A 25300-nucleotide genomic window follows, 5' to 3' on the forward strand; every position below is an offset into this window, starting at 1 on the left:
GAACGCGCGGGGGCGCGGCGCGCGTCAGTTCCGCTCCGGCTCCGGCGGCACCACCTGTTTCTCCTCGGCGAAGTGGCAGGCCGAGGCGTGGGCCTCGGGGCCGGTGGCGGCACGGAATCGGGCCGGCACGGCCAGCGCCGGGACCTCCTGCGCGCAGCGCTCCTGCGCCTTCCAGCAGCGGGTGCGGAACCGGCAGCCGGAGGGGATGTTCGTCGGGGACGGCACGTCGCCGGTCAGGATGATCCGCTCCCGGTGCTCGCGCGCCTGCGGGTCGGGCAGCGGGACCGCGGAGAGCAGGGCCTGGGTGTAGGGGTGGGTGGGATGGTCGTAGATCTCCGCGTCGCGGCCGATCTCCACGATCCGGCCGAGGTACATCACCCCGACCCGGTCCGAGATGTGCCGGACGATCGACAGGTCGTGCGCGATGAACAGGTAGGACAGGTCGAACTCGCTCTGGAGCCGGTCCATCAGGTTGATCACCTGCGCCTGGACCGACACGTCCAGCGCCGACACGGGCTCGTCGGCGACGATGACCTCCGGGCGCAGGGCCAGCCCGCGCGCGATGCCGATGCGCTGGCGCTGGCCGCCCGAGAACTGGTGCGGATAGCGGTTGATGTACTCGGGGTTGAGGCCCACGACGTCCAGCAGGTCCTGGACCTTGCGGCGCCGGTCGCCCTTGGGGGCCACCTCGGGGTGGATCTCGTACGGCTCCCCGATGATGTCGCCGACCGTCATACGCGGGTTGAGGGAGGTGTACGGGTCCTGGAAGACCATCTGGATGTTGCGGCGGACGGCCTTGAGCGCCCGCCCGGACAGTTTGGTGACGTCCTCGCCCTTGTAGCGGATCTGCCCCTGCGTGGGCCGCTCCAGGTTGACCAGCATCTTGGCGACGGTCGACTTGCCGCAGCCGGACTCCCCCACGATGCCCAGGGTCTCGCCCCGGCCGAGCGTGAAGTCCACGCCGTCGACGGCCTTCACCGCGCCGACGTGCTTGCGGAAGACGATCCCCTGCGTCAGCGGGTAGTGCTTGTGCAGCCCGCTGACCTCCAGAATCGGCTCAGCCATGCAGGCACTCCCTCCAGAAGTGGCACGCGCTCGTGCGGTCCGCGGGCAGTTCGTCCACCCCGGCGGCACGGGCTGCCCCGGGCGCCTCGGTGACCTCGTACAGCGGCGGCACGTCCGTGCGGCACACGTCCTGGGCCATGGGGCAGCGCGGGTTGAAGGCGCAGCCCGGCGGGATGTTCATCAGGTTGGGCGGCAGGCCCTTGATGGCGTAGAGCTCCTGGCCCTTCTGGTCCAGGCGCGGGATCGAGTCGAGCAGGCCGCGGGTGTAGGGGTGGGCCGGGGCCTTGTAGATGTCGTGGACCGGCGCAGACTCCACGATCCGGCCCGCGTACATCACGGCGATGCGGTCGGCGACGTCCGCGACGACGCCCAGGTCGTGGGTGATGAGGATCAGGCCCATGTGGTACTCGCGCTGGAGTTCCGCGAGCAGGTCCATCACCTGGGCCTGGACCGTGACGTCCAGGGCGGTGGTGGGCTCGTCGGCGATGATGAGCGCCGGCTCCAGGGCCATCGCCATCGCGATCATGATGCGCTGGCGCATGCCGCCGGAGAACTGGTGCGGGTAGTCCCGGACGCGTTCGCGGGCGGCCGGGATCCGGACCCGGTCCATCAGCTCGACGGCCCTGGCCCGCGCGTCCTTCCTCGACATCCCGCGGTGCACGACGAACATCTCGCCGAGCTGGTCGCCGACCGACAGCACGGGGTTCAGGGACGACAGGGCGTCCTGGAAGATCATCGCCATCTCGGCCCCGCGGACCTTGCGGCGCTCCTCCTCCTTGAGGGTGAGCAGGTCCCGGCCGCGGAAGACGATCTCGCCTGAGGTGATCCGGCCCGGCGGCATGTCGAGGATGCCCATGATCGCCTGGGCGGTGACGGACTTCCCGGAGCCGGACTCGCCGAGCACGGCGAGGGTCTCGCCCGCGTCCACGCCGTAGCTGACGCCGTTGACGGCCCGGGCGATCCCGTCCCGGGTGCGGAACTCCACGTGCAGGTCGCGCACTTCGAGCAGCATCCGGCCGTCACCTCAGCTTCGGGTCGAGGGCGTCGCGGACCGCGTCGCCGAGCATGATGAACGCCAGGACCGTGAGGGCCAGCGCGCCCGAGGGCCACAGCAGGGCGTGCGGGGCGTTGCGGATGTAGGGGGAGGCGGCGGAGATGTCGATGCCCCAGGAGACCGTCGGCGGCTTCAGGCCGACGCCCAGGTAGGACAGCGTCGCCTCCAGCGCGATGTACGTGCCGAGCGCGATGGTCGCCACGACGATCACCGGGGCGACCGCGTTCGGGGTGATGTGACGCAGCAGGATGCGGGAGTTGGACGCGCCCAGGGCGCGGGCCGCCTGCACGTAGTCGTGCTGCTTGGCCGTGATCACCGAGCCTCGGGCGATGCGGGAGATCTGCGGCCAGCCGAGCAGCACCATGAACCCGATGACGGGCCAGACGGTGTTGCTGGTCACCACGGACAGCAGGACCAGGCCGCCGAGGACGACCGGGATGGCGAAGAAGATGTCGGTGATGCGGGACAGGACCGAGTCCCCCGCCCCGCCGAAGAACCCGGCGAGACCGCCCAGCACGCTGCCGAGCAGGGCCACGCCGAGCGTGGCCAGGACGCCGACCGTGACGGACGTACGGGCGCCGTAGACGACGCGGGTGTAGACGTCGCAGCCCTGGCCGTCGAAGCCGAACGGGTGGCCCGGCTGGGAGCCCTCCTGGGCCTTGGCGAGGTCGCACTTGAGGGGGCTCAGCCAGGTGATGGAGCCGGGCCACAGGGAGATGAAGACCAGGAAGAGGATGACCAGGGCGGAGATGATGAAGACGGGATTGCGGCGCAGGTCGCGCCAGGCGTCGGACCACAGCGACCGGGCCCGTTCGCCGGCGCCGCCGTCCGCGTCCCGCTCCCCCGCGCCCGGCGGTCCGTCCGGCATCCGCTCCAGGGTCTCGCCCTCCGCCGTGGCCAGGTCCATGGCCCCGCCCATGCCGGTGTCGGCGATGGCGCCCTCCCGCGGGGTGCGGCCCGCACCCGGCAGACGGTCCTCGGGCGGAGTCGGCTCAGGCATAGCGGATCCTCGGGTCGAGTACGGCGTACAGGAGGTCGACGAGCAGGTTGGCCACCAGGAAGACCAGCACGAGGACGGTCACGAAGCCGACGACGGTCTGCGTGTTCTGGCGGAGGATGCCCTGGTAGAGCTGGAAGCCGACGCCGTGGATGTTGAAGATGCGCTCGGTGACGATCGCGCCGCCCATCAGGGCGCCGATGTCGGTCCCGATGAACGTCACCACCGGGATGAGGGAGTTGCGCAGCAGATGCCGGGTGACGACGCGGCGGCGGGGCAGCCCCTTGGCGACGGCCGTGCGGACGTAGTCGGACCGCTTGTTCTCGGCGATGGAGGTGCGGGTCAGCCGGGTGACGTACGCCAGTGACACGGAGGCCAGCACCAGGCCCGGCACGATCAGCTCGCCGAAGGTCGCGTCCGTGGAGACCGACGGCTTGATCCAGCCCCACTCGACGCCGAGCAGCAGTTGCAGCAGCAGGCCGGTGACGAAGGTGGGGACGGAGATGACCACCAGGGTGAGCAGCAGCACCCCGGTGTCGACGGGCCGGCCCCGGCGCAGGCCCGTCACGACGCCCAGCACGATGCCGACGACGATCTCGAAGAGGATCGCCACGATCGTCAGCCGGATGGTGACCGGGAACGCCGACGCCATCAGCTCGGTGACCGGCTGGCCGTTGAACGCCGTACCGAAGTCTCCGGTGAAGACGTTCCCCATGTAGGTCAGGTACTGCTGCCAGACCGGCTTGTCGAGGCCGAACTCCTTCTTGAGCTGGGCGGCGGTGGCCGGGTCGCACTGCCGGTCGCCGCACAGGCCCGCGATGGGGTCGCCCATCACGTTCACCATCAGGAAGATCAGCAGCGTGGCCCCGATGAAGACCGGGATCATCTGGAGCAGACGCCGGATCACATACCGGCCCATGGCGGGTCAGCCGACCTTGATCTCGTTGTAGACCGGGACGGAGAACGGGTTGAGCTTGACGTTCGAGAGCCGCTCGGAGTAGCCGGCGCTGCCGTTCTGGTACCACAGCGGGATCGCGGCCATGTTGTCGCGGACGACCTCCTCGGCCTTCTGGAAGGTCTCCACGGCCTTGGCGGTGTCGGTCTCGGCGTTCGCCTGGTTGACGAGCGAGTCGAACTGCTTGTTCGACCACTTGCCGTCGTTGGAGGAGGCGTTGGTGTAGTAGAGCGGCTGGAGGAAGTTCTGGATCAGGGGGTAGTCCATCTGCCACCCCGCCCGGAACGGGCCGCTCATCTTCCGCTCGCCGATCTGGGTGCGGAAGTCGGCGAAGGTGCCGACCGGGTTGCCGACGCAGGCCTTGTCGTTGTCCAGGGCGTTGTTGATCGAATTGCAGACCGCGTCCACCCACTGCTTGTGGGATCCGGTGTCCGCGTTGTACGTGATCTTGACCTGGCCGCCGGGGAGGCCGCCGCCCTCCTTGATGAGCTTCTTCGCCTCCGCGGGGTCGTAGTCGCAGGCGTCCCCGCATAGGCCGTCCTGGAAGCCGCCCTCCTTGCCGAGCACCGGCGAGGTCCAGTCGGTGGCGGGGGTGCGGGTCTTCTGGAAGATCGTCTCGGTGATCTGCTTGCGGTCGATCGCGCGGGACAGACCGGTGCGGACCTTGGCCGAGCCCGCGGTGTTCCACTTCGGGTCGTAGAACGGGAAGGCGAGGGTCTGGATGATGCCGGCCGGGGTGTTGAGGTAGCGGCCGCCCAGGTCGGCCTTGACGTTCTTGAGCTGGGCCGCGGGCACGTCGTCGACCAGGTCGAGGTTGCCGGCCAGCAGGTCGGTGTAGGCGGTGTTGTTGTCGGTGTAGACCTTCAGGGTCACGCCGCCGTTCTGCGCCTTGTCGTCGCCCGGGTAGCCGTCCCACTTCTTCAGGACCATCTGGGAGCCCTTGGTGTACGACTCGATCGTGTAAGGGCCGTTCCCGACCGGCTTCTTCAGCCAGCCGGCGTGGTCGCTGAAGAACGACTGGGGCAGCGGCGCGTACGCGGGGTAGCCCAGGGTGTCGGGGAAGGTGGAGAACTTCTGCGAGAGCTTGACCGTGAAGGTCTTGTCGTCGACGACCTTCAGGCCGGAGAGGGTGCCGGCGCTCTGCTTGCCCGACTCGGGGTGCACCTGGTCGTAGCCGTCGATGTACTGGAAGAAGTAGGCGTTCTTCTGGTTGTTCTTCAGGCTCGCGCCGTAGTTCCAGGCGTCGACGAAGGACTTCGCCGTGACCTTCTCGCCGTTGCTGAACGTCCAGCCGTCCTTGACGGTGACGGTGAAGTTCTGGGAGTCCGTGGTGTCGATCTTCTGGGCCAGCATGTCCTCGGCCGCGCCCGTCTCCGGGTTGTACTTCTTCAGGCTGCGGAAGATCATGTCGAGGACCTTGCCGCCCTGCACCTCGTTGGTGTTGGCCGGCTCCAGCGGATTCTGCGGGTCTCCCCAGGAGGAGCTGAGCATCGCGCTTCCGTCGCCGCTCCCGCTGTCGCTCCCCCCGCCGCCGCAGGCCGTCGCCGTGAGCGCTGCCGCCGCCGCCAACGCGGCCCACCTGGCGTGCGTGGCTCCACGCATGGATGCCTCCTCCTCGACCGCGCGCCTGTCCTGAGCGGCGGACTGCCGCCGGCGCCGGAAATCTGATCCTTTGCCAGTCAATATCCGCACATTGCCCGGGCGGTGCACCCTCACCACACCCGTACGGGTTGTGTCGGCTCCTGAGAGACCGCCACCCGAACGACCCGGCTGGGCCGTTCGGGTGGCGGCGGACGCACACGGAGGGAAGGGGGCGGTCCCGGGAGGACCGCGAGGCCCCGGAGAGGCGGGAGGGGCGGGAAGGGCGGGAAAGGCGGAAACACGGACGTCCCGCGCCTTCGCGGCGCGGGACGTCCGGGAGCGGTGCGGCGGGGCAGCTCAGCGGGGCGGGGCCTTGAAGACCACGTGCACCGCGCCGTAAGGCGACAGCGAGATCAGCAGGTTCGACGACAGGGCCGCCGCCAGCCGCTCCAGCAGCGGCAGCGTGGGCACCCCCCGGCCGTGCTCCAGCCGCGACAGGGCCCCCTGGGACATTCCCGCCTGCGCCGCGAGGCGTTCCTGGGTCAGCCCCAGCTCCAGGCGCCTGGCCCGCACGGCCGCCCCGAAGGGCCTTCCGAGCCACTCGCCCGGCACCGGGTGTCCGGCGCCGGGTTCTCTGCGATGCGTCACAGCCAACACTTCGTCACTCTCCCCGTTCGTCACTGCGGTCGGCGCCCCGCGTACGCCGGGAGGGGTCCGTGGGGCGCTCTGCCGATCAGGACCGGCGCCCGCGGCGGCCGGTTCCGGGGTTGGGGAAAGCTTGAGGTGGGCCTGTCATACCGCGGGACACATGACGTTCCCTGATGAGACGTTCCTCACGACATACAGGCCGAGTGATGGTGACGAACCGCGCGGAAGCGGAAGAACCGCCTCTCCGAGCGGCCTCCCGCGCGGACGTCCGCACGGTTTGCCCGGCATCGCCCCCCGGCTGTCAACAGCCGGGGGCGAACGGGGCCGGCCGGCCTGCCCGGCGCGCCGGTTGTACTTCACCGGCCCCCGGCACATCCTGGCGTCGCGCTTCGGTGATCACCGTCCGACCGACCGTCACATTCCGGCCGGCCGGACCTCTCACGGGGGTTCTGGTGAGTACGTCGAGACCGCCTGGAGCGCACACAGGCAGCCCGGCGCGAGCCGTCTGCCGACTTACTCACTCGAAGGGAAAAGTACGTGCGGAAGATCGCAAGTACCCTGATCACCACCGCCGTCGTCGCCGGCGGCATCGTGGGCGGCGTGGCCGCGCCCGCCTCGGCCGCGTGCGCGCCGAACCCGGGGACCGGCTACCACATCACCAACAAGTCCACGGTGAGCAAGCCGACCAACCTGCACAGCGACTGGATGTACGACAACCTCGGCGGCAACCTCACCTACAACCACACGGCGACGGCCACGGTGAGCGCCAGCGGCACGGCGGGCGTCACCGCCGAGGCCGGGGTCATCTTCGCGAAGGCGAGCACATCGTTCAGCGTGACCGTCGGCAAGACGTGGTCGAAGGCCAGCAGCTGGACCTACTCGATCCCGGCGAAGAACAAGGCGGGCAAGACCAAGGTCCGCATGACGATGTTCCACGAGTCGAAGAAGTTCAAGGCCACGAAGTTCACGTACTACTACGACGGCCACTGCAAGTACCACGAGAGCACCAAGTGGGCGAAGTGGTTCACCGCCCCGGTGAAGAAGGACGCCAACGTCTGGGGACTGGAGTGGAAGTAGCGTGACGAGAGCGGCCCGCCGGGAATCCCGGCGGGCCGCTCTGCTGTGTGCGGCCGTGCCGCCCGGCGGGTCACCCCGCGTGGACGACGTCCTTCTCCTCGGCGAAGTGGCAGGCCGACTCGTGCGCGGCCGGCGTGTCCACGCCCTTGAAACGCTCGGGGACGGCCAGGAGAGGGGTCTCCTCGGCGCACTTGTCCTGAGCCTTCCAGCAGCGGGTGCGGAAGCGGCAGCCGGACGGCGGGTTCGCCGGCGACGGCACGTCACCGGTGAGGATGATCCGCTCGCGGCCCTCACGGGCGTCCGGGTCGGGCACCGGGACCGCGGACAGCAGCGCCTGCGTGTACGGGTGCGTCGGGTGCTCGTAGATCTGCTCGTCGGAGCCGATCTCGGCGAGCCGGCCGAGGTACATCACGCCGACCCGGTCCGAGATGTGCCGGACGATCGACAGGTCGTGCGCGATGAAGACGTAGGAGAGGTTGAACTCGTCCTGAAGTCGCTCCATCAGGTTGATGACCTGGGCCTGGACGGACACGTCCAGCGCGGAGACCGGCTCGTCGCAGATGATGACCTCGGGGTTGAGCGCCAGGCCGCGGGCGATGCCGATGCGCTGACGCTGACCGCCCGAGAACTGGTGCGGGTAGCGGTTGATGTACTCCGGGTTCAGACCGACGACGTCCAGCAGCTCGCGCACGCGCTGCCTGCGGTCGCCCTTGGGCGCCACCTCGGGGTGGATGTCGAAGGGCTCGCCGATGATGTCGCCGACCGTCATGCGCGGGTTGAGCGAGGTGTACGGGTCCTGGAAGATCATCTGGATGTTCCGGCGGACCGCCTTCAGCGCCCGCCCGGACAGCTTGGTGATGTCCTGGCCCTTGTAGAAGACCTCGCCGGCCGTCGCCTTCTCCAGGTTCATCAGAACCTTGGCGACGGTCGACTTGCCGCAGCCGGACTCGCCCACGATGCCCAGGGTCTCGCCCTGGTACAGGTCGAAGGAGATGCCGTCGACGGCCTTCACCGCGCCGACCTGCCGCTTGACGATGATGCCCTGCGTCAGCGGGAAGTGCTTGACGAGGTTGCGCACCTGGAGGATCGGCTCGCCCCGCCCGACGGGCGTGTCGAGGGCGGCGACCTTCTCCTCCACCGAGTGCACGTCGGCGACCTCCAGCGGGGAGACGTTGGGCGTGGCGTCCCCGGGCTCGGTGGCCTTGGTCGTGTCAGCCATGGATCGTCTCCTTCCAGAAGTGGCACGCGCTGGCGCGGCCGGGCAGTGCCGTCCCGTCCCGCTCGGTCACCTGGACCAGGGCCGGAACGTCCGTGCGGCACACGTCCTGCGCGCGGTCGCAACGGGGGTTGAAGGCGCAGCCGTGCGGCACCTTCAGCAGGTTGGGCGGCAGGCCCCTGATCGCGTAGAGCTCCTGGCCCTTCTGGTCCAGACGCGGGATCGAGTCGAGCAGACCGCGCGTGTAGGGGTGGGCGGGGCGCTTGTACAGCTCGTGCACCGGCGCGGTCTCCACGATCCGGCCCGCGTACATCACCGCGATCTTGTCGGCGACGTCCGCGACCACACCGAGGTCGTGGGTGATGAGGATGAGACCCATCTGATACTCGCGCTGCAACTCCGCGAGCAGGTCCATCACCTGGGCCTGGACGGTCACGTCGAGAGCCGTGGTCGGCTCGTCGGCGATGATCAGGTCGGGCTCCAGGGCGAGCGCCATGGCGATCATGATGCGCTGGCGCATACCGCCGGAGAACTGGTGCGGGTAGTCGTTCACCCGTGCCGCGGCCGCCGGGATCTTCACCCGGTCCATCAGTTCCACGGCCTTGGCCTTGGCGGCCTTGCGGGACATCCCCTGGTGGACGCGGAACATCTCACCGAGCTGGAAGCCCACGCTGAGCACGGGGTTGAGCGAGGACAGCGCGTCCTGGAAGATCATCGCGATGCGCGCACCGCGGATCTTGCGCCGTTCCTCCTCGGACATGGCGAGCATGTCCCGGCCGTGGAAGCGGATCTCGCCCTGGGGGATGCGGGCCGGCGGCATGTCGAGGATGCCCATGATGGCCTGGGCCGTCACGGACTTGCCCGAGCCGGACTCGCCGAGCACGGCGAGGGTCTCGCCGGAGTTCACGGAGTAGTTGACCCCGTTGACGGCCCGGACGACGCCCTCGCGGGTGTCGAACTCGACGTGCAGGTTCCGCACGTCGAGAAGCGGGGCGGTGCTCTCGCCGTCCCGCGGAGCCGGGACGGCGTCTGTCTGATCGATGATGGTCACGTACGCCTCCCTCAGCGCATCTTGGGGTCGAAGGCGTCGCGCACCACGTCGCCGAGCATGATGAACGCCAGCACGGTGATGCTCAGGGCGCCGGCCGGGAACAGCAGTGCGTGCGGCGAGGTCAGGAACCGGTCCTGGGCGTCGCTGATCATCAGACCCCACGAGATGTTGGGGTACTGGATGCCGATGCCCAGGTAGGACAGGGCGGCCTCGGCCGCGATGTAGACGCCCAGGTTCATGGTGGTGATGACGATGACGGGGGCGAGAGTGTTCGGCAGGATGTGCCGGAACGCGATCCGCCCGGGACCCGCGCCGAGCGCGCGGGCGGCCGCCACGTAGTCGTTGTACTTGTTGGAGATGACCTCGCCGCGCATGATGCGGAAGACCTGGGGCCAGCCGAGGATCGCCATGATGAACGACACCGACCACACGTCGCCGCCGCCCCAGATCGACATGATCAGCAGACCGCCGACGAGCAGCGGCAGCGCCGAGAAGACCTCGGTGATGCGGGACAGCAGCGCGTCGATCCAGCCGCCGATGAGGCCGGCCAGCATGCCCACCAGGCCGCCGATCAGCGTCGTGGCGATGGTGGTCACCACGCCCACGATGATCGAGTTGCGGGCGCCGTACATCGTCCGCGTGTAGATGTCGCAGCCCTGGACGTCGTAGCCGAACAGGTGGCCCGAGGTGGGCGGCGTCATCGAGTTCTGGAGCTGGCAGAAGCCGTCCGAGAACGGGGAGCGCGCCGTGAACAGACCGGGGACGACGGCCACGGCGAGCAGGAACACGATGACGAGCCCCGACACGATGAACATCGGGCGCTTGCGCAGGTCGGCCCAGCCGTCCTTGAGCAGGCTCGCCTGACGTGCCGCCGCCTTCTCGTCGGCCTCGATCTCCTTGGCGAGGGCGGCCTCGTCGGTGGTCGGCCTCTCTATCGTCTTCTCACTCATAACGGATCCTCGGGTCGAGCACGGCGTACAGCAGGTCGACGAGCAGGTTCGCGACCAGGTAGATCAGCACCAGGAGGGTGACCAGTCCGACGACGACGGGACGCTCGCGCAGATAGAGGGACTGCGCCAACTGCTGGCCGATGCCAGGCATGTTGAACACGCGCTCGGTGATGATGGCGCCGCCCATGAGCGCGCCGAGGTCGAAGCCCAGGAAGGTGACGACCGGGATCAGCGAGTTGCGCAGGGCGTGCAGGCCGATGACCCGGCGCTGCGGCAGACCCTTGGCGACCGCCGTGCGCACGTAGTCGGCGCGCACCGATTCCGTCATGCTCGCCCGGGTGAGGCGGGCGATGTAGGCCATCGAGGTCGTGGCCAGCACGATCGCGGGAAGGATGTAGCTCTGCGGCCAGCCCTGCTGGATGCCCGCCACCGGCGTGATCTTGAGGTTCACGCCGAACTCGAGCTGGAGCACGCTGCCCAGGACGAAGACGGGGATGGAGATCAGCACGAGCGTGGAGATCAGCACCACGTTGTCGAGGAACTTGCCGCGCTTCAGCGCGGCGAAGATGCCCGCCAGGATGCCGATGACGGCTTCGAGGGCGAAGGCGGTGAGGCCCAGCTTCAACGTGATGGGGAACCGCTGGGACACGAGGTCGGAGACGGCACGCCCGTTGTAGGTCTCACCGAGATCACCGGTGAAGACGCCGCTGATGTAGTGCCAGTACTGCATGTACAGCGGCTGGTTGAGGTGGTAGTGGTCGCGCAGGATCGCCGCGATGTTCGGGTCGGCGCGCTTGTCGCCGGCCAGTGCCTGGATCGGGTCGCCGGGCAGAGCGAAGACCAGGCAGAAGATGATGAACGTGACGCCAATCGCCACAGGGATTACCTGCAGGAGGCGGCGCACGACGTATCGGCCCATCGGTACTCCAGAGGGGGGTGCTCGACCCGCCCGCTGCCGGGAAGGCGGCACTGTCGGACGGGAGACGGCAGAAGGGGTGAGCAGGGGAAGGCTGGTGACCCGCCCCCCTGCTCACCCTGTTCCGCTGTGTTTCGGAACTGCTCAGACTCGGGTCAGCTGAGCTTGACCGTGTCCCACAGGATCTGGTGACCGGCGACCTTCATCGACTTGATCTTGTCGCTGAAGCCCGCGTTCATCGTGTAGAAGTACACCGGGATGTACGGCAGGTCCTTCAGCAGGACGTCGTCCGCCTGCTGGTACAGCTTCACGGCCTCTTCGTGCGTCTGGGCCTGGTCGGCCTTGACGAGGAGCTTCTCGAACTCCTCGTTGACGTAGCCCGAGTAGTTGGAGCCGTTGGCGATGGCGTCCTTGGAGAAGACCGGGCGGAGGTAGTTCTCCGCGTCCGGGTAGTCCATGCTCCAGGCCATCCGGAAGGCGCCGCTGTACTTCTTGGCGTCCAGGTCGTTCAGGATCGTCTGGAACTGCTCGAACGGCTTGGCCGTGACCTTGACGCCCAGGTTCTGCTGGATCTGGTTGGCGACCGCCTCGACCCAGTCCTTGTGGCCGCCGTCGGCGTTGTAGCCGATCTCCAGCGTGTTGCCGGGCAGCCCGCCGCTCTTCTTGTACAGCTCCTTGGCCTTCGCCGGGTTCAGCGTGCAGGCGTCACCGCAGGCGCCCTTGCGGTAGCCGTCGATGATGGGGCTGATGTAGTCGTCCGCCGGGGTGCGGGCGCCGAGGAAGATCTTGTCGGAGATCGTCTTCCGGTCGATCGACATCGAGATGGCCTTGCGCAGATCCGGGTTCTGGAAGGCCTTGTTGTACTTGACCGGGAAGCCGATGTAGCCGACGGCCGAGTCGGGCTCGTCGAGCGTGCGGTTCGGCAGGTCCTTCTTGTACGTGGGCAGACCCGAGGTCGGGATCGTCAGCAGGCTGTCGAGGTTGCCGGCGACGAGGTCCTTGTAGGCGGTGTCCAGGTTCGAGTAGATCTTGAAGTTGACGCCCTTGACCTCGATCTTCGAGGCGTCCGGGTACTTGTCGTACTTCGTGGTGCTGATCGACTCGTTGTGCTTGAACTTGCCCTTCATCTCGAAGGGACCGTTGCCGATCGGAGCCTCGCCGAAGCCCTTGGGGTCCTTGAAGAACGCCTTCGGCAGCGGGACGAACGCGGTGAAGGAGAGCTGCGAGGGGAACGCGGAGAACGCGCCGGTCAGGGTGACCTGGATGGTGTCCTCGCCCACGGCCTTCAGACCGGAGAGCTTGTCGGTCGTGGGCTTCTTGCCCTCGCCCGGGTTCAGGTCGCTGTAACCCTGGATGTGGCTGAACAGCGGGTTGGTCTGCTGCGCGTTGGTCTGGTTCGCGCCGTAGTTCCAGGCGTCGATGAAGGACTGGGCGGTGACCTTCTCGCCGTTGTGGAAGGTGTAGCCCGACTTCAGCTTGATCGTCCACACCTTGTTGTCGGTGGATTCGATCGACTGAGCCATCGCGTTGACGACCTTGTTGCTGGCGTCAAGCTTGGTCAGACCCGTGAAGAGGGCGTTGATGACCTGGCCGCCCTCGGTCTCGTACGTGTTGGTGGGGACCAGGCTGTTCTGCGGTTCGCCGATCTCCACCGACACGGTGCCGTCGCCCTTGGCCGAGCTGCCCGAGTCACCACCACCGCCACAGGCCGTCGCACCCAGCGCCACAACGGCGGCTATCGCAACCCACTTGGCGCTCTTGGCACCACGCATGGGGCTCCTCCTCATGAGTCCATTGGTTCACCGCATGAAGGGGCACATGACACCACCGTCACCGGTGCCTGAAACAGTCAGGTGCCCCCCGGGCTCGCGAGTCGCCGCAGCTGCAGCGCGTGACCCGTTCATTCCGAGCTCTACGCGCCTAACTATCTGCCATGGGCGTAGAGCGAACCACACCCCAAAGGTCTCGGTTCGATCACACCTGATGTGTACTTCTTCCAAAATCCGGACAAACGGCTAGCAGAAAGATCCCTGCGAAACGGACTTGTTACACATCTATCGGGGATGACTGTCCGCATTGCGGACAACCGGGAGAGGAAATTCACTTGCCTCCCGGTCGGCCATGTGCATCGGCCGCGCCGACCCACCCGCGACGGGGTGTCCGGAGACACACGGAGGCGCGCTCGAAGCCGCGCAGGCCCACCGTTCACACAGCAGGCTAGTAGGCAAAGGCCCTTCGAGCGGACTCCATGACCAGGATGAAGGGTTTTCCCTACGTGTTCCTTACGACGGACCCGGGCCCCCGGGCCCGTGCAGCATCCATGCGCCAGCCGAACACCGGACGCGCACAGTGGTGACTCACGTGGTTCGAGGTACGGGGGTACGGCATGGAAATCCAGTTGCTGGGCTGCGTGGAGGCCCGCGCCCACTCCGGCGGCAAACTGCCGCTTCCGCACGGCACCAAACTGCTGCTGACGGCGCTGGCCTGGACCCCGGGCGCCTTCGTCGCCGACGAGACGCTGATCGAGCGGGTGTGGCAGGAGCGCCGGCCGATGCACCCGCGTGACGCGCTCTACATCCAGGCCACCCGGCTGCGCAAAGCCCTGGGGGCCGACGGGCAGCGGGCCGCCGGCTTCGAACTGGCCCGCAGGCGCGGCGGGTACGTCCTCGCCGTCGACGAGCGGTCCGTGGACACCGGCCGCTTCCGCGCCCTCGTCCGGCAGGCACGGCACACCGCCCGCGCCGGACGGACGGACGACGCCCTCGACCTGTACGCGCGGGCCCTGGAACTGTGGCGCGGCGAGCCGCTGTCCGACGTGCGCACGCCCTGGGCGGAGTCGGCGCGCACGGCCCTGCGGCGCGAGCACCGGGACGCGCTGATCGGCAGCGCCGAGCTGTACCTGCGCGCGGGGCGGCACGAGGAGTGCCTGCCGCAGCTGCACTGGCTCGCCGAGATGCACCCCTTCGACGAGAAGGTCGCCGAGCTGCTGATGCTCGCCCTGCACCGGGGCGGACGCCAGGCGGACGCGCTGGACTGCTTCCGGCTGCTGCGCATGCGGATGGTCGACCTGCTGGGCTGCGAGCCGGGCCCGGACCTGCGGTTGCTCCAGGAGCGCATTCTCGCCCGCGACCCCCGGCTCGGGCTCGGCGGCGTCGGCAGCGCGTACGCCGCGTCCGCCTGAGCGGCCGCGCCCCCGGACGCGGTCAGCCGTCGAAGTGCTCGCTCAGATAGAGGGTGAGGCGGGACTCCGCGTCCTGGGGCAGCTCGCGGTGCCGGTGCCCGGCCAGAGGGCTCGGGGACACCCCGGCGCCGGCCCGCACGCCGATCGCCGCGTACAGCGCTTCGGCGCCGGCCCGTGCGGTGCGGGCCGAGCCGGCGTCGCCGAGCGCCTCGTGAGCGGCGGCCAGGGCCGCGAGGGCGTGCGCGTGCAGCAGGCGCTGCCCGGAGGCCTCGGCCAGGACGACGGCCCGGCCCGCCTCGTCCCGGGCTCTGACCGGGAGCGGAGACGCGCCGTCTCCCCCCGGGCCGACAGGTGCACCCCCGTCAACATGTCCGCCCTCGTCCGGATTTGCCCCTTCTTCCGGGTCGGTGTCCAGGAGCGTGAGGGCGGTGGTGAGGTGGATGCGAGCAAGGGCGAGCGGCGTGCCGTCGGTGGCGAGGCCCTCGGCGCGCTCCAGGCAGTCCAGGGCGTCGGCGGGACGGCCCTGGGCGCGGGCCAGATCGGCGCGGGCCAGCAGCACCTCGACCAGGCCCGCCCGGTGCCCGGTGCGTTCGGCCGTCTCGAAGGCGGTGTCGAGATGCCCGGCCGCCTCCTCGGTGCGGCCCGCCCGCAGTTTCACCGAGGCGATCCCGACCAGGCTGTCGACCTGGCAGTTGCGGTTCTCGACCCGGCGGGAGACGGCCAGGGCGTCCTCGTGAGCGAGGAGCGCGCGGTCGTCCCGGCCGGCGTCGGCGCGGACCCGGCCCAGCGCCTCCAGGGCCACCGCCTCCGTATAGGTGGAGCCGGAGTCGCGCGAGACGAGGAAGCAGGTGCGCAGCGCCGCCGCGGCCTCGTCGAACCGGGCCTGCCGCTGCCGCACCTGCGCGAGGCTGACGAGCGCCATCGCCCGGTTGTGGTGGACCGTGTCGCCGATCAGGTCGAGGGCGGCACAGGCCGCCTCCTCGGCCGCGTCCAGCCGCCCCAGCGCCAGGTTGAGGGACGCCGTGTTGATCAGCATGATCTCCTCGTTCTTGACGTTCCCCAGGGTGCGGTAGAGGGCGAGCGCCCGGTCGTAGCAGGGCAGTGCGCGGCGCAGCTCGCCGAGGAGCTTGAGGGTGACGCCCTTGCCCTGGAGGCTGCCGGCCTCGCCGTACGCCCAGCCCGCCCGGCGGGCCAGCTGCTCCCCCTCCTCGTACTCGGCCAGCGCGCCCCGCAGGTCGCCGTTGCGCCAGCGGGCGCTGCCCAGGGACAGGCACATGGAGGCCTGGCCGACCTCGTCGCCGTGGCGCGCGGCCACCTCCCGGGCGAGGGTGGCCAGCCGCATCCAGTCGGAGAGCGGCCGGCGGTGGTGGAACAGGTCCTGCAACGCGTCCACCAGCCACCACACGAACGGCGCGGGCCCGTGCTCGGCGGCGTGTCCGACGGCGGCCGCGATGTCGTCCCACTCGCCGTCGAACCAGGCGTAGGCCTCCTCGGCCGTGGCGAACTCCCGCGGCAGCGAGCCCTCGACGGGGCCGGGGCGGGTGCGCATGACGTACAGGCCCGCCGTGGCGGCGGCGTTGACGACGCTCTGCAGGTAGTGGTCGAGGACTCGGGTGACGGCGGCCTCCCGCTCCTCGGGGGAGTCCTCGGCGAGCGTGCGGTCGCGGGCGTACTCGTGGACGAGGTCGTGCCACGCGGGTCGGCCGTGCTCGACGTCGCGCAGCAGGTGCACGCGCTGGGCCAGCCGCAGCCGGTCGGCGAGGTCGCGTTCGCCGGTCCCGGCGGCAGCGGCGGCGGCCGGCACCGACCGGCCGGTGCCGGGCAGCGTGCCGAGGCGGCGGAAGGCCAGCCGGGCGTCCTCGGGCAGCGTCCCGTACGACAGGTCGAGCGCGGCCCGCACGGCGACGGACTCCTCCCCCTCGACGTGCAGCCGCGCCAGTCGCCCCCGGTCGGCGAGGTCGCGCACGTAGGCCCGGATACTGCCTGGCCGGTCGCCGATCCAGGAGCCCGCGACGCACAGGGCGAGCGGCAGGTGGTCGCAGAGTTCGACTAGCCGGGCCGCCGCCTCCGGATCGGCGGCGACGGCCTCCGCGCCGACCGCGCCGCTGATCAGCTCCAGCGCGGCCGCGCTGTCGAGGACGTCGCAGGAGACCCGGTAGCCGCCGTCGAGGGTGACCAGGCCGCTGAGCTTGTCGCGGCTCGTCACCAGCGTGAGCGAGCCGGCCGACGCGGGCAGCAGCCGCCGGACGTGCGAGGCGTCGGCCACGTCGTCCAGGACGACCAGCACCCGGCGGTCCGCCAGCAGCGTCCGGTACAGCGCGGTCTGCGCCTCCGCGCCCAGCGGGATGTCGCGCGGGGCGCAGCCCAGACCTTGCAGCAGCAGCGGCAGGGCCTCGTCCGGGGTCATCGGCTCGGCGTTGTCGAAGCCCCGCATGTCCAGGAAGAGCTGGCCGTCGGGGAAGCGGTCGGCGACCCGGTGGGCCCAGTGCAGCGCGAGGGCGCTCTTGCCGACGCCCGCCGGCCCCACGATGAGGGCGAGCGGTTCGCCGTCGCGCAGACAGGATTCGAGACGGCCGATTTCCCGGTCGCGGCCGACGAAACGGCGTGGGGCGGGCGGGAGTTGGCGCGGCACGGGCCGCTCGGGGCCGGCGGCCGGCGGCTGTGGCCCCTGGGAGAGCGGCCGCGGGTATGCCGGTGAGGGCGACGACGGCCAGGACCGGGACCGCGGGGGACGGGCGCCGGGTGCGCCGGTGAGGACGCCGCCGGGCCTGCCGTCGCCCAGCAGGCGCCGGTGCAGGTCCCGGAGGTCGACGGAGGGCTCCATGCCCAGCTCGTCCACCATGCGCCGGCGCAGCGCGGCGTACAGCTCCAGCGCCTCGGCGCTGCGGCCGTCCTGGTGCAGGGCGGCCATCAGCAGGCCGTGCGGGCGTTCGCGCAGCGGGTGGGCGGCGGTCAGCCGCAGCAGTTCGGCGATGGCCTGCCGGTGCCGGCCGGTCTCGATCTCCGCCTCGGCCACGCTTTCGCGGGCCACCAGGTGCAGTTCGCCGAGCCGTTGGCGCTCGGCCTCGCGCACGGCGACCCCCGGGAGGTCGGCCAGCGGCTCGTCCCGCCACAGCTCCAGGGCTTCCTCGCCGCAGCGCCGTGCCGTCCGCCAGTCGCCGTCGGCGGCGGCCCGCGAGCCGTCCCTGACGAGGTTCTCGAAGGCCAGCAGGTCGAGTTCGGCCGGACCGGCGTGAATGACGTAGCCGGGGCGACGGGTCGTCAGCAGGTCCGTCCCCGACGGCCCGAGAGCGCGCCGCACCTCGGCGACGAGGGCCCGGACGCGGGCCGCGCCGGCGCCGGGCGGGCGGTCGTCCCACAGGCACTGGATCAGCCGGTCGACGGAGACGACCTGGTTGGCGTGGAGCAGGAGGACCGCGCACAGCGCCCGTTGACGTCCGGTGAGCGAGACGGCCCGTCCGTCGATCTCGATGTCCAGGGGTCCGAGCAGACGGAAACGGAGCCGTGGGGAGAGCATTGACAGAACGTAGTCCAGCGGCGACGGCCGAGCAACGCGGGGCTTCGCCGACGCGAATCGTCGGGCCGCCCGAGGTCGGATTCCGGCCAACCGGGGGCGTCCGGGCCGAAGGCTGCGGACGCGGTCGCGGCGCGGGCCGGCGCGCTGTGCAGGCGGGGCGGGCGCCGCGTGTCCCCCGTCGGTCGCCCGCCCCGCACCACCAGTCTCCGGGCCCGGTCTTTCCCGGCTCCTTCAGCGGTCTTTCTGTGGTCTTTCAGCGGGCTTTCAGTGCTCTTTCACCGGACTCCGCCGGACCTCCGCCGGTCTTCCGGCCGTCCGCGCGGGCCTCGCGCCGGTCCCGCGGGACCGGGCGGGACTCGGCGGGGCTCGGCGGGACCGCCGCGGGTGGCCGGGGACGTCGTGCCCGGCGGTCACATGCCGGTGGTGCCGTCGATCAGCTCACGCATGATGTCGAGGTGACCGTTGTGCCGGGCCGTCTCCTCGATCAGGTGCAGGAGGATCCAGCGCAGGTCCACATGGCGGCCGTCGCGGATCGGCCGGCTCGCCCGGGTGTCCAGAACCGTCCCGGCGACCAGCGCGCGGTGGGCGTCGGCCTGTTCGGCGTACTCGGAGAGCAGGCTCGCGAGGGGAATGTCGACGGCGATGCGCATCTCGCGGTCGGGGTCCTCGTCGGTCCAGGGTCCTTCGTCCTCCTCGCCGAGGAGGACCACGCGGAACCAGTAGTACTCGACCCAGCGCAGATGGCTGATCACCCCGCTCGGGGTCATCAGCGGCGAACCCGGCAGGGGCGCCCTGCGGGCGTCCGCGTCGGAGAGGTCCGCGCACTTGGCCCTGGCGGTGTCCCGGGCGTAGTCGAGGAAGGTGGTCAGCTGGGCACGTTCGTCCCAGGCGGCGGGCATGTCGTCGATTCTCGTCATCGCGCCGAGCATGTCCGGCCCCCCGCCCGCCTGTCGAGGGGATTCCCCCGCGCCGAAGCCGGCCACGGAAAAGCCCGGGCCCCCGTGAAGGGGACCCGGGCCGGTGGGCGCGTGCGCCCGGCCGCGAACTGCTCGCGGATCAGCTGTGCTTGGCGCGGCTCGCCGTGCGGGCGCGGTCGCGCTGGTCGAGGACGACCTTGCGGATGCGAATGGCCTCCGGGGTCACCTCGACGCACTCGTCGTCGCGGCAGAACTCCAGGGACTGCTCCAGCGACAGCTTGCGCGGCGGGACGATCGCCTCGAACGAGTCGGCCGACGACGACCGCATGTTCGTGAGCTTCTTCTCCTTGGTGATGTTCACGTCCATGTCGTCGGAGCGCGAGTTCTCGCCGACGATCATGCCCTCGTACACCTCGGTGCCGGGGTCGGTGAACAGGACGCCGCGCTCCTGGAGGTTGGTCATCGCGAACGCGGTGACGGCGCCGGCGCGGTCGGCGACGAGCGAACCGTTGTTACGGGTCGTCAGGGTGCCGAACCACGGCTCGTGGCCCTCGTGGATGGAGTGGGCGATGCCCGTGCCGCGCGTACCGGTGAGGAACTCGGTGCGGAAGCCGATGAGGCCGCGGGAGGGGACCACGAACTCCATGCGGACCCAGCCGGAGCCGTGGTTGGACATGTTGTCCATCCGGCCCTTGCGCACGCCCATGAGCTGCGTGACGGCGCCCATGTGCTCCTCGGGCACGTCGATCGTCATGCGCTCGACGGGCTCGTAGACCTTGCCGTCGACGAGCTTGGTGACGACCTGCGGCTTGCCGATGGTCAGCTCGAAGCCCTCGCGGCGCATCTGCTCGACCAGGATGGCCAGCGCCAGCTCGCCGCGGCCCTGCACCTCCCAGGCGTCGGGACGCTCGGTGTCCAGGACGCGGAGGCTGACGTTGCCGACCAGTTCGCGGTCGAGGCGGTCCTTGACCTGGCGGGCGGTGACCTTGCGGTCCTTGACGGCGGCCTTGTTGTCGGCGCCCTTGCCGGTGCCGCCGCGGCCGACCAGCGGCGAGGTGTTGGTGCCGATGGTCATCGAGATGGCCGGCTCGTCGACCGTGATGAGCGGCAGCGCGACCGGGTTCTCGGGGTCGGCGAGGGTCTCGCCGATCATGATGTCGGCGATGCCGGCGACGGCGCAGATGTCACCCGGGCCGGCCTTCTCGGCGGGCTTGCGGGTGAGCGCCTCGGTCATCAGCAGCTCGGTGATGCGCACGTTGGCCATCGTGCCGTCGCGCTTGATCCACGTGACGGTCTGGCCCTTGCGCAGCTCGCCCTGCTCGACGCGCAGCAGCGCGATACGGCCGAGGAAGTTGTCGGCGTCCAGGTTGGTGACGTGCGCCTGGAGCGGGGCCTCCTCGTCGTACTCGGGGGCCGGGACGTGCGACAGGATCGTGGAGAAGAAGGGCTCCAGGTTGTCGCTGTCCTTCGGGACCGTGCCGTCCTCCGGCTTGGTCAGCGAGGCGACGCCGTCACGCGCGCAGGCGTAGACGATCGGGAACTCGATCTGGTCCTCGTCGGCGTCGAGGTCGAGGAAGAGGTCGTAGGCCTCGTTGACGACCTCGTCGATGCGCGAGTCGGGACGGTCCGTCTTGTTGATGCACAGGATGACGGGCAGGCGGGCCTGAAGCGCCTTGCGCAGCACGAAGCGGGTCTGCGGCAGCGGGCCCTCGGAGGCGTCCACCAGCAGCACGACGGCGTCGACCATCGACAGGCCGCGCTCCACCTCGCCGCCGAAGTCGGCGTGACCGGGGGTGTCGATGATGTTGATCGTGACGACGTCCCCCCCGTCCTTGGGGTGGTACTTCACCGCCGTGTTCTTGGCGAGGATCGTGATGCCCTTCTCACGCTCCAGGTCGTTCGAGTCCATCATGCGGTCGTCGAGCGACTCGGCGGCGTGCGCGGCGAAGGCGCCGGCCTGCTTGAGCATGGCATCGACCAGAGTGGTCTTGCCGTGGTCGACGTGGGCGACGATGGCTACGTTGCGGATGTCGTGGCGCGTGGCCATAAAGCGGCGTTCTCCCGGAGTGTGAGGGCGACCCTGCTGCGTACGTCTGTGTTACGCGGGCCCTGCCGGGCTTGACACGCCACGGCCTCACCCCATGGTACGTGGCCCGGCGGGCGACGGCCTCCGCAGGGCCGCACGGCCGGTCCGCGGACGGCCTCCCGCACCGCGTCCGGGCCCGGATCCACGTGGGATCCGGGCCCGGTCGCCCGCCGCCTGCGGAGCCGGTCCCGCGCAGGTCGCGCGGTGGTTGCGGGCCCGCCGCGCGCTCACTTGCGCGCAGGGCTCCCGGCGGCCTTCGCGCCCTTCTTCAGGAAGCCCATGTTTTCGTAGACGGGCGTCTGGAAGCCGAAGGCCCCCGCGTTCACCACGTTCTTCCGCACGGCCGTGAGCTGCGGCCGCTGGTAGAGGGGGATCGATCCGGCGGCCGCCCAGATGCGCGAGTCGGCCTTGCGGATCAGGGAGCGGGCCTCGTCCCGGTCCAGGGTCGCGAGCGCCTGGGCGAACAGCTGGTCGACCTGGTCGGTGCCGACCCGGGTGTAGTTCTGCTCCACGGTCAGGGAGCCGTCCGCGGCGGGCCGCGGCTTGGCGTAGATCGGCCGGGCGTCGGTGGCCGGGAAGGCGGACGCCGGCCAGGAGTACAGCGCGAGGTCGTAGTCGCCGGACGCGATGTGGTCCTTGAAGTAGCTCGCGTCGGAGACCTTGGTGATCTCGGTCCGGATGCCGACCTTCGCCAGCATCTTGGCGATCCGCTCGGCGACCGCCTCCAGGGACTGCGATCCCGGGCCGGACGGCAGCACGAACCGCAGGTCGAGCGCCTTGCCGTCCTTGGCCAGCGCCTTGGCCGGGGCGGCGACGGGCGCGGCGGTGCCCTTGGGGGCCGCGCCGGCCTGGAGCGCCGCGTCGGCGTGGGGCGCGGCGGTGCCCTTGGGGGCGTAGGCGCCGGGGGCGCCTCCCCGGTGCGGCTGCCGGTACTGCTTGCCGTCCTGGGCGAGCCGGTGTCCGCCGGCCTCGTTCTTCGCGGCGTCGTGGCGTTCGTCGCCGGCCGCCTTGTCGTCCTCGCCGACGATGTACGTGCCGTCGTCGTCCTTCTTCCTGGCCTTCTCGCCCTTCTCCGGCTTGCCGCCCTTCTCCGGCTTCTCGGCGTCCGGCCCGCTCTCCTTCTTGCCGGCCGAGCCGGCCGCCTTCTCGCCCTTGTCCTTGTCCTTCTCCTTGACGGGGCCGCCGGCCACCCAGCCGGCGTCGGCGAGGAGCGCCTGCGCCTCGGCGGTGTCCTGGTCGCCGAGGGCTCCGCTGCTGTCGGCGTAGGCGTCCTGTCCGGCCAGGGCGAGGTGGCTGCCCACGGGCTCGGCGGGCAGGCCCAGCGGCTTGAGGACGGCCTTGGCCAGTTCCTTGCGGTCCAGGGCGCGGGCCACGGCCCGCCGCACCCGCTCGTCCGCCAGCGGGCCCTGCGCGCCGTTCAGGGCCAGCTGGGTGTAGGCGGGCTCCAGCGATCTGCGGACCTCGAAGGCGCGCAGCGCCTTCTGCCGGCTCTGCCACTCGGCGATCGCCGCGGTCAACTTCGCGCGGGCCTTCTCGCCCGAGGACTTCTTCTCGTCGTCGGCCTCGTCGTCCGACTGCTCGTCCGACTGCTCGTCGGACTCGTCGTCGGCCTTCCCGGCGGACTTCCCGCGGGCCTTGCCGTCGGCCGTGTCGCCGTCCTTCCCGCCGGCCGGGTCGATGCCGTGGGCGAGGGCCCATCTGCGCAGGGCCTCCAGGCCGGCGGGTCCGGTCCCGGCGGGCGGTCCGGCCGTGCCGCGGGCGGCGCCGTCGACGTTCTGTGCGTCGGACGGGTCGATCTCGGCCAGGTCGATCTTCCCGGCGGCCAGCGCGGACGTCCGCTCGTCCCTCGGGACGGCCGTCAGCACGATCTCGGAGAGCTTGGCCGGCTTCCCCCACCAGCGCGGATTGCGGGTGAGGCCGACCTGCTTCTTCTTGCGGTCGACCTTCTTCACGGCGAACGGCCCGGCGGTCACCTTCAGCGTGCGCCGCGCGCCGTCGTTGAAGGAGTCGGGGGTGCCCATGACGTCCTTCGGGTACAGCGGGGAGAACAGCGAGCGCCAGTCGGCGTAGGTGCGGCCGAAGGTGACCTTGACCTCCAGGTCGTTGGCCCCGCGCTCGATCTTCTCGATGCGGTCGTAGCCGGCGTTGCGGGCGGTCCAGTACGCGCTGTCCTTGCCCGACAGCGCCCGCCACTGGGCGGCGAAGTCTGCGGCGCCGATCTCCCGGCCGTCGCTCCAGACGGCCTGCTGGTTCAGCTTGTACAGCACGACCTGCTTGGGCTCGGTGGCGACGACCTTCGCGGACTCCAGGTAGTCGGCGTCGCGCTGCGGCCGCCCGTTCGCGTCCATCCGGAACATCGAGGGGAGCACGGCCTGGGCGACCTGGGCGGTCGTCTGGTCCGCGTCCGACTGGAAGGCGTTGAAGGTCTCCGGGACGGCGTCCACCGCCCAGCGCAGGGTGCCGCCGTCGGCGACCGAGGCGCGGTCGGCGCGGGCGACGTCCTGGCGGGCCAGGGGCCGGCCGGCCTCGTCCGAGGAGCCGCAGCCGGTGAGCAGGGGCACCGCGAGCACGCCTGCGGTGAGGAAGGCGACCGAACGCGTCACCGCGCGCGGGCCGACGCCGTCGTGGGACATCTCTGGTACCTCCGGTGAGCCGCTGCCGGTGCGTTCTGATCACGTTCGGCGGTATTTGCGTGTTGATCAGATCTACGGCCCACTGAAAGCGAAACGGTTCGCCTGCCGACGGCGACACGGCGGCGGGACCGTCGAAGGCCACTCGTGCGGAGCAACGCACCCCCTGCGCATCCGCCAATCGCTGCACACGCCTTCACATCCACCGGTGTGACGCGCAACACTCGCAGGCGCACATGAACGTTCCCGTCCAGGGCGAGACGCCCACGGAAGCGAGGTCATGGCATGTCCGTGCACGACGACCTGACAGCGGTCCAGCGCTGCCTCGACGACCTGTCCCGGTCCGTCGGCCGACTGGAACAGCAGCTCGGCAGCGGCGGCCTGGAGATGCGCCGCGTCCGCGCAGACGCCGCCCATCTGAAGGAGAGCGTCGCGCTGCTGCGCGAAGCGACGGCCCAGCCCGGCACTCCGCGCCGGCCCGAGCTGCTCACCATCCCCGACACCCCCTACGACGACTCCCTGTGGATCGACACCGACGACGAGGGACTCGGCGCCCGGCACCGGCACGCACCCTGACCCGAGCCCCTGACCCGACCGGAGTCCTGAGTTGGCCACTGGTACGGAACCCCCCTCCACCGACCCCCGTCCCCGAAGCGGCGTCCGCGGCGCTGGCCGCGCCGCGATCGCCGCGCCCCACCTGCGGACCGACCGCTGGTGGCTGGCCCCCGCCGCCACCGCGGCCGGCCTGCTGGCGTTCATCGTCTACTCGACCTGGCGGGCCTTCGCGAACGCGGACTACTACGCGGCGCCCTACGTCTCGCCGTTCTACTCGCCGTGCCTGGCGGAGAACTGCCGGCCCATGCACGCCGGCCCGAACACGGACCTCTTCGGCAGCTGGTGGGGCATCTCCCCCGCGATCATCATCCTGATCTTCCCGCTGGGCTTCCGCCTCACCTGCTACTACTACCGCAAGGCCTACTACCGGGGCTTCTGGGCCTCGCCGCCGGCCTGCGCGGTCGCCGAGCCGCACACGAAGTACACCGGCGAGACCCGCTTCCCGCTGATCCTCCAGAACATCCACCGGTACTTCTTCTACGCGGCGATCCTCGTCGCCGGGATCCTCACCTACGACGCCGTGCTCTCCTTCCGCGACGAGCACCACGCGTGGGGCCACATGGGCCTCGGCACCCTCGTCTTCCTGCTCAACATCACCCTGATCTGGGCGTACACGCTCTCCTGCCACTCCTGCCGGCACATCGTCGGCGGCAAGCTGAAGCACTTCTCCAAGCACCCCGTGCGCTACCGGGCCTGGCAGTTCGTCGGCCGCCTCAACGCCCGCCACATGCTGCTGGCCTGGGCGTCGCTGGTGAGCGTCGCGCTCGCCGACTTCTACGTCTATCTCGTCGCGTCCGGTGTCTTCGACGATCCGAGGTTTTTCTAGATGCTGCCGAACCTGATG

Annotated in this window: 19 protein-coding genes; 4 read left to right on the forward strand and 15 right to left on the reverse strand. The window is 70.4% G+C overall.

Going from position 1 to position 25300, the window contains the following annotated elements; all coding sequences use genetic code 11:
• Positions 1-24: 24 nt before the first annotated feature.
• The 6 genes from ACGFSH_RS07705 to ACGFSH_RS07730 all read right to left on the reverse strand — a co-directional run bounded on the left by ACGFSH_RS07705 (position 25) and on the right by ACGFSH_RS07730 (position 6300).
• The gene (locus ACGFSH_RS07705) at positions 25-1065 is read right to left on the reverse strand and encodes an ABC transporter ATP-binding protein (RefSeq protein WP_393345969.1); all 1041 of its coding nucleotides are present in this window, start codon (positions 1063-1065) and stop codon (positions 25-27) included.
• Positions 1058-2077: an ABC transporter ATP-binding protein gene (locus ACGFSH_RS07710; RefSeq protein ID WP_393345971.1), complete on the reverse strand. Its 1020-nt coding sequence runs from the start codon at positions 2075-2077 to the stop codon at positions 1058-1060. The genes ACGFSH_RS07705 and ACGFSH_RS07710 overlap by 8 nt, the downstream gene beginning before the upstream one ends.
• A gap of 7 nt (positions 2078-2084) precedes the next feature.
• Positions 2085-3119 (reverse strand): ABC transporter permease, encoded by a 1035-nt coding sequence (locus ACGFSH_RS07715; protein WP_393345973.1) that lies wholly within the window; start codon positions 3117-3119, stop codon positions 2085-2087.
• On the reverse strand, positions 3112-4035 hold the full coding sequence (locus ACGFSH_RS07720) for an ABC transporter permease (protein ID WP_393345975.1): 924 nt from the start codon (positions 4033-4035) through the stop codon (positions 3112-3114). Before ACGFSH_RS07720 ends, ACGFSH_RS07715 begins: the two co-directional genes overlap by 8 nt.
• 6 nt (positions 4036-4041) lie before the next feature.
• Positions 4042-5673, reverse strand: a complete 1632-nt coding sequence (locus tag ACGFSH_RS07725) for an ABC transporter substrate-binding protein (protein WP_393345977.1) — start codon at positions 5671-5673, stop codon at positions 4042-4044.
• A gap of 336 nt (positions 5674-6009) precedes the next feature.
• A complete protein-coding gene (locus tag ACGFSH_RS07730) occupies positions 6010-6300 on the reverse strand; it encodes a helix-turn-helix transcriptional regulator (protein ID WP_329413280.1) in 291 nt (96 codons plus the stop codon).
• A 537-nt stretch (positions 6301-6837) separates the two neighbouring features.
• Here ACGFSH_RS07730 and ACGFSH_RS07735 point away from each other — a divergent pair.
• Entirely contained in the window at positions 6838-7377 is a 540-nt protein-coding gene (locus tag ACGFSH_RS07735) for a hypothetical protein (RefSeq protein ID WP_393345979.1), read from the forward strand.
• A 70-nt stretch (positions 7378-7447) separates the two neighbouring features.
• Here ACGFSH_RS07735 and ACGFSH_RS07740 read toward each other — a convergent pair whose 3' ends face one another.
• From ACGFSH_RS07740 to ACGFSH_RS07760, 5 genes are all read right to left on the reverse strand, one after another.
• Positions 7448-8596 carry an ABC transporter ATP-binding protein gene (locus ACGFSH_RS07740; protein WP_393345981.1) on the reverse strand — a complete coding sequence of 383 codons (1149 nt, stop codon included), beginning with the start codon at positions 8594-8596 and terminating at the stop codon, positions 7448-7450.
• Positions 8589-9644 carry an ABC transporter ATP-binding protein gene (locus tag ACGFSH_RS07745; RefSeq protein WP_393345983.1) on the reverse strand — a complete coding sequence of 352 codons (1056 nt, stop codon included), beginning with the start codon at positions 9642-9644 and terminating at the stop codon, positions 8589-8591. Before ACGFSH_RS07745 ends, ACGFSH_RS07740 begins: the two co-directional genes overlap by 8 nt.
• Before the next feature lie 11 nt (positions 9645-9655).
• Entirely contained in the window at positions 9656-10594 is a 939-nt protein-coding gene (locus tag ACGFSH_RS07750) for an ABC transporter permease (RefSeq protein WP_256915667.1), read from the reverse strand.
• Positions 10587-11513 carry an ABC transporter permease gene (locus ACGFSH_RS07755; RefSeq protein WP_393345986.1) on the reverse strand — a complete coding sequence of 309 codons (927 nt, stop codon included), beginning with the start codon at positions 11511-11513 and terminating at the stop codon, positions 10587-10589. The genes ACGFSH_RS07750 and ACGFSH_RS07755 overlap by 8 nt, the downstream gene beginning before the upstream one ends.
• Before the next feature lie 152 nt (positions 11514-11665).
• Positions 11666-13282, reverse strand: a complete 1617-nt coding sequence (locus ACGFSH_RS07760) for an ABC transporter substrate-binding protein (protein WP_393345988.1) — start codon at positions 13280-13282, stop codon at positions 11666-11668.
• A 614-nt stretch (positions 13283-13896) separates the two neighbouring features.
• Here ACGFSH_RS07760 and ACGFSH_RS07765 point away from each other — a divergent pair.
• The gene (locus ACGFSH_RS07765) at positions 13897-14691 is read left to right on the forward strand and encodes a BTAD domain-containing putative transcriptional regulator (RefSeq protein ID WP_393345990.1); all 795 of its coding nucleotides are present in this window, start codon (positions 13897-13899) and stop codon (positions 14689-14691) included.
• A gap of 22 nt (positions 14692-14713) precedes the next feature.
• Here ACGFSH_RS07765 and ACGFSH_RS07770 read toward each other — a convergent pair whose 3' ends face one another.
• From ACGFSH_RS07770 to ACGFSH_RS07785, 4 genes are all read right to left on the reverse strand, one after another.
• Positions 14714-18208 carry a BTAD domain-containing putative transcriptional regulator gene (locus ACGFSH_RS07770; protein ID WP_393345992.1) on the reverse strand — a complete coding sequence of 1165 codons (3495 nt, stop codon included), beginning with the start codon at positions 18206-18208 and terminating at the stop codon, positions 14714-14716.
• 410 nt (positions 18209-18618) lie between these two features.
• The gene (locus tag ACGFSH_RS07775) at positions 18619-19125 is read right to left on the reverse strand and encodes a DinB family protein (protein ID WP_393345994.1); all 507 of its coding nucleotides are present in this window, start codon (positions 19123-19125) and stop codon (positions 18619-18621) included.
• A gap of 139 nt (positions 19126-19264) precedes the next feature.
• Positions 19265-21172 carry a translational GTPase TypA gene (gene typA / locus ACGFSH_RS07780; protein ID WP_393345996.1) on the reverse strand — a complete coding sequence of 636 codons (1908 nt, stop codon included), beginning with the start codon at positions 21170-21172 and terminating at the stop codon, positions 19265-19267.
• A 266-nt stretch (positions 21173-21438) separates the two neighbouring features.
• Positions 21439-23844, reverse strand: coding sequence for an ABC transporter family substrate-binding protein (locus ACGFSH_RS07785; RefSeq protein WP_393345998.1), 2406 nt, complete (start codon positions 23842-23844; stop codon positions 21439-21441).
• Positions 23845-24126: 282 nt separating this feature from the next.
• Between ACGFSH_RS07785 and ACGFSH_RS07790 the strand changes: the two genes are divergently transcribed.
• Entirely contained in the window at positions 24127-24417 is a 291-nt protein-coding gene (locus tag ACGFSH_RS07790; RefSeq protein ID WP_393346000.1) for a hypothetical protein, read from the forward strand.
• A 31-nt stretch (positions 24418-24448) separates the two neighbouring features.
• Positions 24449-25282: a hypothetical protein gene (locus tag ACGFSH_RS07795; RefSeq protein ID WP_393346002.1), complete on the forward strand. Its 834-nt coding sequence runs from the start codon at positions 24449-24451 to the stop codon at positions 25280-25282.
• The last annotated feature ends 18 nt before the right edge of the window (positions 25283-25300 follow it).

The organism is Streptomyces sp. NPDC048481 (assembly GCF_043200075.1).
In the GTDB taxonomy this organism is placed as follows: Bacteria; Actinomycetota; Actinomycetes; order Streptomycetales; family Streptomycetaceae; genus Streptomyces.

Coding starts and splice junctions, on each gene's coding strand:
- typA (WP_393345996.1), bottom strand. CDS start 21,172: ATGGCCACGCGCCACGACATCCGCAACGTAGCCATCGTCGCCCACGTC.
- ACGFSH_RS07770 (WP_393345992.1), bottom strand. CDS start 18,208: ATGCTCTCCCCACGGCTCCGTTTCCGTCTGCTCGGACCCCTGGACATC.
- ACGFSH_RS07740 (WP_393345981.1), bottom strand. CDS start 8,596: ATGGCTGACACGACCAAGGCCACCGAGCCCGGGGACGCCACGCCCAAC.
- ACGFSH_RS07760 (WP_393345988.1), bottom strand. CDS start 13,282: ATGCGTGGTGCCAAGAGCGCCAAGTGGGTTGCGATAGCCGCCGTTGTG.
- ACGFSH_RS07775 (WP_393345994.1), bottom strand. CDS start 19,125: ATGACGAGAATCGACGACATGCCCGCCGCCTGGGACGAACGTGCCCAG.
- ACGFSH_RS07790 (WP_393346000.1), top strand. CDS start 24,127: ATGTCCGTGCACGACGACCTGACAGCGGTCCAGCGCTGCCTCGACGAC.
- ACGFSH_RS07725 (WP_393345977.1), bottom strand. CDS start 5,673: ATGCGTGGAGCCACGCACGCCAGGTGGGCCGCGTTGGCGGCGGCGGCA.
- ACGFSH_RS07785 (WP_393345998.1), bottom strand. CDS start 23,844: ATGTCCCACGACGGCGTCGGCCCGCGCGCGGTGACGCGTTCGGTCGCC.
- ACGFSH_RS07750 (WP_256915667.1), bottom strand. CDS start 10,594: ATGAGTGAGAAGACGATAGAGAGGCCGACCACCGACGAGGCCGCCCTC.
- ACGFSH_RS07705 (WP_393345969.1), bottom strand. CDS start 1,065: ATGGCTGAGCCGATTCTGGAGGTCAGCGGGCTGCACAAGCACTACCCG.
- ACGFSH_RS07715 (WP_393345973.1), bottom strand. CDS start 3,119: ATGCCTGAGCCGACTCCGCCCGAGGACCGTCTGCCGGGTGCGGGCCGC.
- ACGFSH_RS07765 (WP_393345990.1), top strand. CDS start 13,897: ATGGAAATCCAGTTGCTGGGCTGCGTGGAGGCCCGCGCCCACTCCGGC.
- ACGFSH_RS07720 (WP_393345975.1), bottom strand. CDS start 4,035: ATGGGCCGGTATGTGATCCGGCGTCTGCTCCAGATGATCCCGGTCTTC.
- ACGFSH_RS07710 (WP_393345971.1), bottom strand. CDS start 2,077: ATGCTGCTCGAAGTGCGCGACCTGCACGTGGAGTTCCGCACCCGGGAC.
- ACGFSH_RS07755 (WP_393345986.1), bottom strand. CDS start 11,513: ATGGGCCGATACGTCGTGCGCCGCCTCCTGCAGGTAATCCCTGTGGCG.